This is a genomic window from Chryseobacterium sp. 14P4.3.2, from assembly GCF_057799275.1.
In genome coordinates this window covers 423,893-433,802 of the sequence record NZ_JBYOKO010000003.1, presented here as the reverse complement: position 1 = coordinate 433,802, position 9,910 = coordinate 423,893, and the positions used below count along the sequence as shown (strand labels likewise).

General features: G+C 36.7%; 8 protein-coding genes. All 8 read right to left on the bottom strand.

Going from position 1 to position 9,910, the window contains the following annotated elements; translation table 11 throughout:
• On the bottom strand, positions 1–2,956 hold a 2,956-nt coding region (locus tag AC27VX_RS07815; protein WP_488694874.1), incomplete at its 3' end, for a hypothetical protein.
• 12 nt (positions 2,957–2,968) lie between these two features.
• Entirely contained in the window at positions 2,969–4,588 is a 1,620-nt protein-coding gene (locus AC27VX_RS07810; protein ID WP_488694872.1) for a T9SS type A sorting domain-containing protein, read from the bottom strand.
• Between the two features lie 563 nt (positions 4,589–5,151).
• On the bottom strand, positions 5,152–5,739 hold the full coding sequence (gene hisIE / locus AC27VX_RS07805) for a bifunctional phosphoribosyl-AMP cyclohydrolase/phosphoribosyl-ATP diphosphatase HisIE (RefSeq protein ID WP_488694870.1): 588 nt from the start codon (positions 5,737–5,739) through the stop codon (positions 5,152–5,154).
• Positions 5,736–6,488, bottom strand: a complete 753-nt coding sequence (gene hisF, locus AC27VX_RS07800; protein WP_236859180.1) for an imidazole glycerol phosphate synthase subunit HisF — start codon at positions 6,486–6,488, stop codon at positions 5,736–5,738. Before hisF ends, hisIE begins: the two co-directional genes overlap by 4 nt.
• A complete protein-coding gene (gene hisA, locus AC27VX_RS07795) occupies positions 6,481–7,203 on the bottom strand; it encodes a 1-(5-phosphoribosyl)-5-[(5-phosphoribosylamino)methylideneamino]imidazole-4-carboxamide isomerase (RefSeq protein WP_488694887.1) in 723 nt (240 codons plus the stop codon). The genes hisF and hisA overlap by 8 nt, the downstream gene beginning before the upstream one ends.
• On the bottom strand, positions 7,203–7,784 hold the full coding sequence (hisH, locus tag AC27VX_RS07790; RefSeq protein WP_488694867.1) for an imidazole glycerol phosphate synthase subunit HisH: 582 nt from the start codon (positions 7,782–7,784) through the stop codon (positions 7,203–7,205). The genes hisA and hisH overlap by 1 nt, the downstream gene beginning before the upstream one ends.
• A gap of 3 nt (positions 7,785–7,787) precedes the next feature.
• Complete coding sequence (gene hisB / locus AC27VX_RS07785; RefSeq protein ID WP_236859178.1) at positions 7,788–8,882, bottom strand: bifunctional histidinol-phosphatase/imidazoleglycerol-phosphate dehydratase HisB; 1,095 nt, start codon at positions 8,880–8,882, stop codon at positions 7,788–7,790.
• The gene (gene hisC, locus AC27VX_RS07780) at positions 8,879–9,910 is read right to left on the bottom strand and encodes a histidinol-phosphate transaminase (protein ID WP_488694865.1); all 1,032 of its coding nucleotides are present in this window, start codon (positions 9,908–9,910) and stop codon (positions 8,879–8,881) included. Before hisC ends, hisB begins: the two co-directional genes overlap by 4 nt.

The following is a 9,910-nucleotide window of genomic DNA, read 5'->3' as shown; positions in this document are numbered from 1 at the left end:
CCTTATCAGGGAAAAGACTCGCAGTAGACGGGTCATAAATAAGCTCTGTCTTAGCCAAAGTTTTACTCTGACCCGAAGGGCTTGCTTTCTGAGCAACTTCTGTTTCTAAGGGAATACCAATCATATTGGCAGTAATGAGCTTCTGATTATTCTTCTCAGCGGCATACAGGTAATTGGTAATAGTGGATGTACCATCAGGAAAAAGCTGGGTAGATAAGGACAAATAGTCTAAAGCGTTATAAACGCTTGTGCTTGTACTGCTCACCGAGCTTTGAACCCCATTTTTATAGAAATAAGACGTTTCTGTTTTAGAGGTAGGTAAAGTGATCCCAAACTTTTCGAAGTTTTTATAAGGAATGGTAAGCTGTACAGCGCCTACATGATAAAAATGCTGCTGATAATTATTATATTTAAAATAATCCCCTACTGAATTTCTATAAAAATTATCAAGTAATTTGATACCACTATTTTTCTCAACTTCTATGGAAGAGTAATTCGTTTGGGTTTCTGAAAGAATCTGCCCGGTTGAATTATACTTTTTCTCAGAAACCAACTGTCCTCTCAGATAATCGAGATTAGGAATGGGCTTAATAGGGGGTTGTAAAGCCATACCCGGCTTATTCGGGAAATCAAGTGGGGATCTAAATTGATAGACAGTACTACCGTTATCAGTAATAATATTATTATCACCTCTTACAATCTGTTTTACGGTAACATATTTGTACCCGACATCAGATCCCTGGGTCTTTTCTACCGGAAGAATATTATAGTTTGTTTTTATATCAAACTGAGCATTATACGTTATATCTGGATTATTTAATTTGTTCACATAGGAATAGCTATCACTATAACTTGTTATTGGCTCTGGAAATACCAACGATCCACTACTTTTTTGTGTATTATTAATATCCTTATAGTCGTACAAAAATTCTTTAGAAGGTTTTGTAGAAACAGGACTGTCAAAATATTGAATAGTATTGATTCTTAATCCGCCTCCATTTCTCTTCAATTCATTTACAAAAACATTTTCTTTTGTATAGATCATAAATGTTTCTCGGGTTTTTCCGGGATTGGATGGCGAATAATCTCCCTCTAATGAAACATAATAGGTACCAGGTTCAAAATAAATATCATCAGAATATTCTGAAATAACCTCTCCATTCAAATTCGGACTGTATATAGGGCAAGGCTGTGGCCTATTACAAGCCTGATTACCCATTCCTTTATTAAGAACTTCTAAAAAATTATTATCACTGATTTTTTTATATATTTTAAAATTCCATTGATAATAAATTAAACTTCCAATCTTAGAAACAAGTTTAGCATATTGAGGACTATTTACAGTAAAGAAAAATTTTTTATTACTAGGATTAAATCCTCCAAAACTAGTCGTAAATTCAAAAGGTTGTTCTTTCCAATAACCTGTTATACTTTCCATTACTGCTCCATTATAGTAATGACTGTAATCATTAGTACCAAAATTAAAAACTACTTTTCCTTTGGTAGGATAGGTAATAGATTTAATAACATCATTTGTTATATCATTAGGTTCCCCTTGGTAATATCCCCAACCATCTTTATTTGGAGTACCCATTGTTTTATAATAATCTAAAGTATATTCCTGATTTTGGTTATTGGGTGAAATTTTAATCACCTTTTTCAAAATCATCTTTTTCAATACACTTGTCGAAATATCCGATTGATAATTCGTATAGCTATAATCATAGTCAAATGTATATTTTTCAATATACTGTCCTATATTTTGTCCCCAATAATTAGATTGGACTGATTTGAGCTTATAAAGTTCTGAAGACTCTGTGTAATTAGAATCCTGTCTGCCTTTTTCGTAATTTAAATAAATCGTTCCCTTATCTGCTACTTCTATACTTGTTAACAGTTTTGTACTTGTGTTATTATTGACTGTTTGGGCTTCGGTTGCTCCGGGCATATTCCAATCAGGATTTTGCTGAACACCTCCGTTGTTTTGACTTGTATTATAATAATTTACATTTTTTGCATATCTGTAGGTTCGGGTAACAGGTTCTTCAAATTTCACTGATGAGGAAACCTCATACTTAAACAAGGCTAAAGTAGTATCATTTTGATCCGTAATTTTTGTAAGATGAAATGAAGACCAATAATCATCTATTTCAAGATTTGCTTCAACATCTCCAATCCCCGTTGTCAGACCTGTTTTGGTATTGGTAATCGATTTTTGGGATCTCTCCATACCACTGAAAATATACTTGATTCCCTTGTCGTCTACTATGGTAAAAGAAATAATAGTATTAGTCAGCGGTGCTTTCTCAAAACGAATCTTAAGATTATTTTTATCCAGTTTTTCCACTTGATAATCCCCTGCGGCATCTTTTACAATATAAAATCTTCCGGATTGCCCCATGAAGTTATACTGGAAGAGATCATATTCTGTGTCATATCTTCCTTTTCCCGCAAAGAAAGTATACTCTGTCATATCAACAGGTTGATTATTGATAATTTTTGATGTTGGGTTATAGATTTCATTATAAATCCCATATTTTGTTTTAGGAGGAGCTGAAAATGCAACAACTCTATTGCTTTCATCCAAGCCACCACCTCTTATCGTTCTGGATATCGTTCCCCCAGCAATGAGACTCCACCCAAGACCGGTTTCTCCTGCTTTATCATCCGGTTTTGCATTGAGAGGGTGATATTTCAGCTGAACACCAACCGACACTTTTGAATTACTGGTCGGAATATTGAAAAGAGGAATATTAATATCAGGAATTCCTGTGTAATAACTCACAGGTACTTCTTCAAACTTCATCAGGTTATTAGATGTGGGGGCTGCCGGAAATATTTGATTGATATCCCCAACATAGCTTTTAGCAATATCACCACCAGCAGAAGCCTGACTATAAAGTATATGATTTCCCAAAACTGTTAATAAAATAACAGCTATTGTATTTTTTTTCATGATGGTTAGTTTTTACTTTTTAATTAACTTAGCATTCGCCGTTTTATTCGTATCCGTTTTTATGGTCACCAGATAAGCACCCTGAACCAGAGCCTGCGTGTTAATCTTGGTTACTTTATTCTTTGTTTTCAAGCTCTGAAGCTGCCTTCCGCTCATATCATACAGCATAATATCAGCCTCTTTAAAATCAAAGCCAATTTCTACATAAGCATAATCAGATACCGGATTCGGATAGATCTTGATATCAAATTTCTCCATTAACTGATCAACCTGTTTGTCTCCCAGTTTTACAATTTTCCAGTTTTCTTTGCCCAGTTCTGTGGCACTGGTACCTGCCAGAATAATAGAGCCGTCTCTGTTCAGTTTCAGATCTGAAAGTCTCTCTTCTTTCTGTCTGGATTCTCCGGTTACATATTTTCTCCACTGTTCATTTCCATTTTGGTCTAAATATAGTATCCAAAAAGTCTCGTCATTTTCTTCTATTCTTCCTTCAGACTGAGTATATCCCCCTATAAGCAATCCTTTAGTTAGGTCCTGGTTCCTGGCTCTTGAATCTTGACTCTGAATGACACTCATTCCCATTAAGAGATCACGGTTCCCAAAATTGTAAGATTTCTGCGACTGTTCTTCACCTCTCTCGTTTAAAAAAATCAACCACAGGTCAGTACCCTCTTCAATGCCTACCGTTTTGTTTCCTGATATTTCCGATCTGGATTCACCTCCGATAATGTATCCTGTGGAAGTCAAAGCAAGCGTTCTGATGTGATCATCACCTTTGCCACCGAAGTTTTTTTCCCACTCAATTTTTCCGTTTTTATCTATTTTAAGGACGGTATAATCTCCTTCACCGAAATTGTCGCTTTGTTTTTGTACAATAGTCAGGTGTCGGGTGTCGGATGTATTTTGGGCATCTTTTATGGGAGATGTCTTACCTTGTACCGCTGAACTTCTGGAATAAATTCCGAGTAAGGCTCCGCCGTCTTTCGTTGGGATCATTTTTTCAACTTCATCAAGTCCTTTTCCGCCCCAGATTAATTGGGACAGTTCTTTTCCGTCTTTGTCCAGCCTGATGATCAGGACATCTTTAGAACCGTAGCCTTTGGAAGAATTCTGAACATTTCCGGCCACAAAAAATCCTAAATCTGTGGTTTGGATAACCGCTCTGGCTTCTTCGTCAGCAGCAGTACCTAATGTTTTTTGCCAAATCTCGTCTCCAAATTCATTGATTCTGATTAACCAAATGTCTGAATTTCCTTTAGAATCTTCTTTTTTGTCAAGACCTTTTCCTGAATGCGAAGTCCCTGTGACAACGAATCCTCCTTCCTGCGTAGCGACTGTTGCAGACAGATAATCATGATTGGTTCCGGAGAAATATTTCTCCCACACCTCTTCTCCATTCTGATTTAATTTGACTAATCTAAAATCGTAACCGTTATTGTGTTTGCTGCCTGAAGCCTGAAGCTTATTGCTTTGAATAGAACTTCCGCTGATCAGATACTGACCATCAATGGTAGTAGTCACCTGGCTCAGAAAGTCCTGTGTTGAAGATTTCAGATCCTTCTGCCATAAAATTTCCTGGGCTGATCCCAGAATGGTACATAAGGTAAATGCACCAAGATAGATTTTTTTCATATGTATTTGATTTTTTTCAAATATAGTAGTAAACATTTCAAATAACAGGGATATAATGTGCATTTAATTATACAATATTGTACACATTGTATAAATTCCTGTCCCTTCCGGAAATCCCGGAAAATTATTCAACGTCGAAAAGTTTTAATGATAAGATTGACCTAAGTATAAGACCGCAGTATATCCTGCATGGATATTCCAAAAAGTATTCTCATTTCTGTGCTGTTTTCAAGTTGGTGTTAGTTTATGATTTTTACAAATTTAACAATTTTTAGCATATACTAAAATATATAAACAAAGTTTATTATACTGTATTGATATATTATCATGCTCATCTTTGCAATGTTCTGAAGCAAATGTAGGCCAGTAAAGCGACAGAAGGTGACGTATAATAGTAAATTTTAACTCAGAATTATTGAATAAAAAAAATTCTGATTAATAAAGATCATTACAGCAATGAAAATTTCTTGCTTTAAAAAGAATATTGACCTAGACTGACAGCAAGCCTCTTCCCTAGATTTTGCAAATAAAAAAGACCTTTGAAAAATTTCAAAGGTCTTTTTTTACTTATTCCTGTCCTGAAGCACGCTCTCTATGTCTTCGAGTGCAAATCCCTTAGCTTTTAATAAAATTAAAAAATGATACATCAGATCTGCTGCTTCATTTTTAAAGAGGACTTCATTATTATCTTTAGCTTCAATTACCAGTTCCACAGCTTCCTCTCCCACTTTTTGAGCCACTTTATTAATGCCCCGCTGGTACAGTGAATAGGTATAAGAGCCTTCTGCCCTGTGGTCTATTCTCTGCGAGATTTTGTCTTCCAGCTCATATAGAAAGCCCTTAGAGTTTTTTTCCCCAAAGCAGCTGAAACTTCCGGTATGGCATACCACGTTTTCAGGAATCACTCTGATCAAAACCGTATCCTGATCACAGTCTATATCAATACTTTTTACGGTTAAAAAATTACCGGACTCTTCTCCTTTCGTCCACAGTCTTTTTTTTGAACGGCTGAAGAAAGTAACAATTCCTTCCTTTTTCGTTTTTTCAAAAGCTTCTTCATTCATATAGCCCAGCATCAGGACCTGCAAAGTTCTGTTATCCTGAATAATAACAGGAACGAGGCCATTATCTTTATTAAAATCGATATTCATCGTATTTCTATTTTTTGAGTTTTCAATTCTTGTTTCAATTCCGGTATCCTTATTTCATTAAAATGGAATATACTTGCAGCCAGCGCACCTGTGGCCTGTGTTTCACTGAATACTTTAAAGAAATCATCAACGGCTCCGGCTCCTCCTGAGGCAATTACAGGAATACTGATATTTTCTGAAACCAGTTTTGTAATCCTCAGATCAAATCCTTTTTTTGTTCCGTCACCATCCATAGACGTTAAGAGAATCTCTCCTGCACCCAGAGAAGCTGCTTTTTTTGCCCATTCCACGGTAGTCAGATTCGCAGCCTCCCTTCCGCCTTTAATGTGGACAAGATCCAACATATCAACCTGTTTGGTATCAATGGCCACTACCACACACTGGCTTCCGAATTCTTTTGCTAATTCAGAAATCAACTGAGGGTTTCTTACGGCAGAAGAATTAATGCTGATTTTATCGGCTCCTGCTTCCAAAAGCTTTCTTACATCCTCCACAGAAGAAATTCCTCCGCCTACGGTAAACGGAATACTCAGTTCTTCCGCAATATCTTTCACCAGCTCTACAAATGTCTTTCTGTTCTCAATGGTTGCCGTAATATCCAGAAAGACCAGTTCATCGGCTCCCTCCTGTTCATATTTCTTTGCCAGTTCTACGGGATCTCCTGCATTTTTAAGATCTTCAAAATTGATTCCCTTCACCGTACATCCGTCTTTAATATCCAGGCAGGGAATGATTCTTTTTTTAAGCATTTTCAATAAAGTTTTGAAGTTGTTGTAAGCTTATTTTACCTTCATAAATAGCTTTTCCTATAATAGCCCCGGAACACCCGATATCTTTCATTTTATAGACGTCCTTGATCCCGGAAATCCCGCCGCTCGCCACAAGCTGAACAGCCGTTTTATATAAAATCTCAATATAAAGGCCCGTTGAAGGACCTTCTAACATTCCATCCTTTGAAATATCGGTAGCAATAACAGTCTGAATCCCTTTTTCCTTATACTGAAGGATAAAATCCACAACATCTTCATCACTGTCTTCCAGCCATCCGGAAGTTTTAATTTTTCTGTTTTCAAAATCTGCTCCCAAAATAATTTTTTCGGTTCCATATTTCTTTATGGCTTGATAGCAGAACTCCGGGTTTTGTACCGCTATACTTCCCAGGGTAATCTGCTTCGCTCCGCAATTGAAAGCGGTTTCTATATCCTCCTGAGTTTTTAATCCGCCTCCAAAATCAATATGAAGCGAAGTGGAACGGGCAATATCTTCCAAAACATTCTGATTGACAATGTGTTTTGATTTTGCTCCGTCAAGATCTACCAGATGAAGAAACCGGATTCCGAAGTTTTCAAATTCTTTGGCCACTTCCACCGGGTTCTCATTGTATATTTTCTTGGTGTTATAATCTCCTTTTGACAGACGGACGCATTTCCCGTCGATAATATCAATAGCTGGAATAATTTTCATCATGATAAGTGTGTAAAATTACGGATGATCTGACTGCCTGTATTTCCCGATTTTTCAGGGTGAAACTGTACTGCATAGAAATTATCTTTCTGAAGAGAAGCACTGAATGGCAAAATATAATCACAGACTGAAGTTGTAAAATCCGACAGTTCACAATAGTAACTGTGAACGAAATACAGATCACTCTCCTTTTCAATTCCTGAAAACAGTGAAAAATCATTACCAGAGACGGTATTCCAGCCCATATGAGGTACAATATCTCTGGATGGGAACTTTCTGACCTCAATATCAAAAATTCCCATTCCCTGCGTATTTCCTTCTTCATTTCCTTTACACATCAGCTGCATCCCCAGACATATTCCCAGAACCGGCTGTTTTAGATTTGGAATAAGCAGATCAAGCTTTTTTTCCTTCAATAGTTTCATTGTTGAAGAGGCCTCTCCTACACCGGGAAAAATAACCTTATCGGCTTTTAAAATCTGCTCAGGATCATCTGTAATTACAGAATCCACATTCAGCCTGTTCAGCGCATTCTGAACAGAGTTTACATTTCCGCCGTTATATTTTATTATTGCGATCATTCTTTATAAACTTCCTTTTGTAGAAGGTAAACTGTAGTTAATATCAGATTGGTTCACTGCCATTTTCACGGCTTTTGCAAATGCTTTGAAGACAGATTCTATTTTGTGGTGCTCATTATCCCCTTCTGCTTTTATATTCAGATTGCATTTTGAAGAGTCTGCAAAAGACTTAAAAAAGTGGAAAAACATTTCTGTAGGCATATCTCCAATTTTTTCTCTTTTAAAAGGAGCATCCCAAACCAGCCATGGTCTTCCTCCAAAATCAATCGCGACCTGAGCCAGGCAGTCATCCATCGGAAGTAAGAAACCATATCTCTCGATTCCTTTTTTCTTACCTAATGCCTTTATAACAGCCTCTCCCAGGACAATTCCCGTATCTTCTATGGTGTGATGCTCATCTACAGACAAATCTCCGTTTACTTTTATTCGAAGATCCATATTTCCGTGTCTGGCAATCTGATCCAGCATATGGTCAAAGAAATGCAGCCCTGTTGAAATTTCAGATTTCCCTTTGCCATCGAGATTTACTTCAATTTCTATTTCAGTTTCATTGGTCTTTCTGAATACGCTGGCTTTTCTCATTCCGCTCTTCAAAAACCAGTAAATCTCCGCCCATGAGGTTGTGGTAAGATCAGCTTTGGCATTAAAGTTTTCATTTAGAAAAATAGCTTTAGATCCTAAATTTTCAGCGAGTTGAACATCCGTACTTCGATCTCCGATTACATACGAATTTTCAAGATCATAGTTCCCATATATATATTTTCCAAGCAGGCCTGTTCCGGGTTTTCTGGTAGGAAGATTTTCATATTCAAAGCTTTTATCAATCAAAATATCACTAAAAATAATACCTTCATTTCCGAGTGCTTCCAGCATTTTCTGATGAGGTTTGTTAAAATCTTCAAAGGGAAAACTTTCAGTTCCTAAACCATCCTGATTGGTGACCATAACCAGTTCATAGTCCAGTTCATTGGCAATTTTTGCAAGGTTTTGAAATACTCCGGGATAAAACTCAAGCTTTTCTAATGAATCTACCTGAAAATCTGTGGGAGGCTCCATTATCAATGTTCCGTCCCGGTCTATAAAGAGTACTTTTTTCATAGCTGGATATTTTTTAAAAGATCAATTAGCCTTTCATTTTCCTGTCGGTTCCCCACGTTGATTCTGATACATCCCGAAATCGCCGGATCTCTTCTGCTTGTCAGAATCTCTTTATCGAGCATTTCCGCGTATACCTGCTCTATATTTTTCATCGCAATCAAAAAGAAGTTGGCATCTGTAGGAAATACTTTTTCAATGCATTCAATTCCTTTAAACTGCTCCTGAAGCCACGTTCTTTCTTCCAGAATTTTATTTACATTTTCTGTAAGCCTACCTTCCTCGCTGAGTGATTTTAAAATCAGCTCCTGACTTAATACATTAACGTTATAAGGAGCTTTTACGGTATTGATTAAAGTAATAATCTCTTCAGAGGCATACGCCATCCCTACTCTTGCTCCTGCAATTCCCCACGCTTTTGAGAAAGTTTGCAAAACGATCAGATTCGGGTATTTATCAAGAAGCTCCAGACTTGATTTTTTCCCGGAAAACTCAATATAAGCTTCATCTACCACTACTATTCCGTTAAAATTCTGAAGGTAAAATTCTATATCTTCTACGCTGTTTCCCGTGGGATTATTGGGAGAGCACAGGAAGAAAACCTTGATAGACTCTTCCTTTATACTACTTAAAAAGTCTTCTTTTATTATTTCAAAATCCTCATTCAGATCAAGCTTTAAAACTCTGTTTTCATTAATGGTGGCATAAAAACCATACATCGCAAAAGAGGGATTCATCATTAAAATAGAGTCCTTTTTAGGCTCACAGAAAATTTTTATAATCAAATCGATCAATTCATCGCTTCCGTTTCCTATAGCCATCTGTGACGGAGATAACTTTTTAAGTTCTGCTAAACGGTTTTTAAGTTTTTTCTGGGTAGAATCCGGATAGCGGTTACATTCCCCAAAAGGACTCTCATTGGCATCCAGAAATACGGGTGAGCCGAATTCATTATGATCCCTGAAGCTGATATAAGGCTGTAATTGTAATATATTTTGGCGTACTAAAGTTTTGATACTGTTATTTTTCAT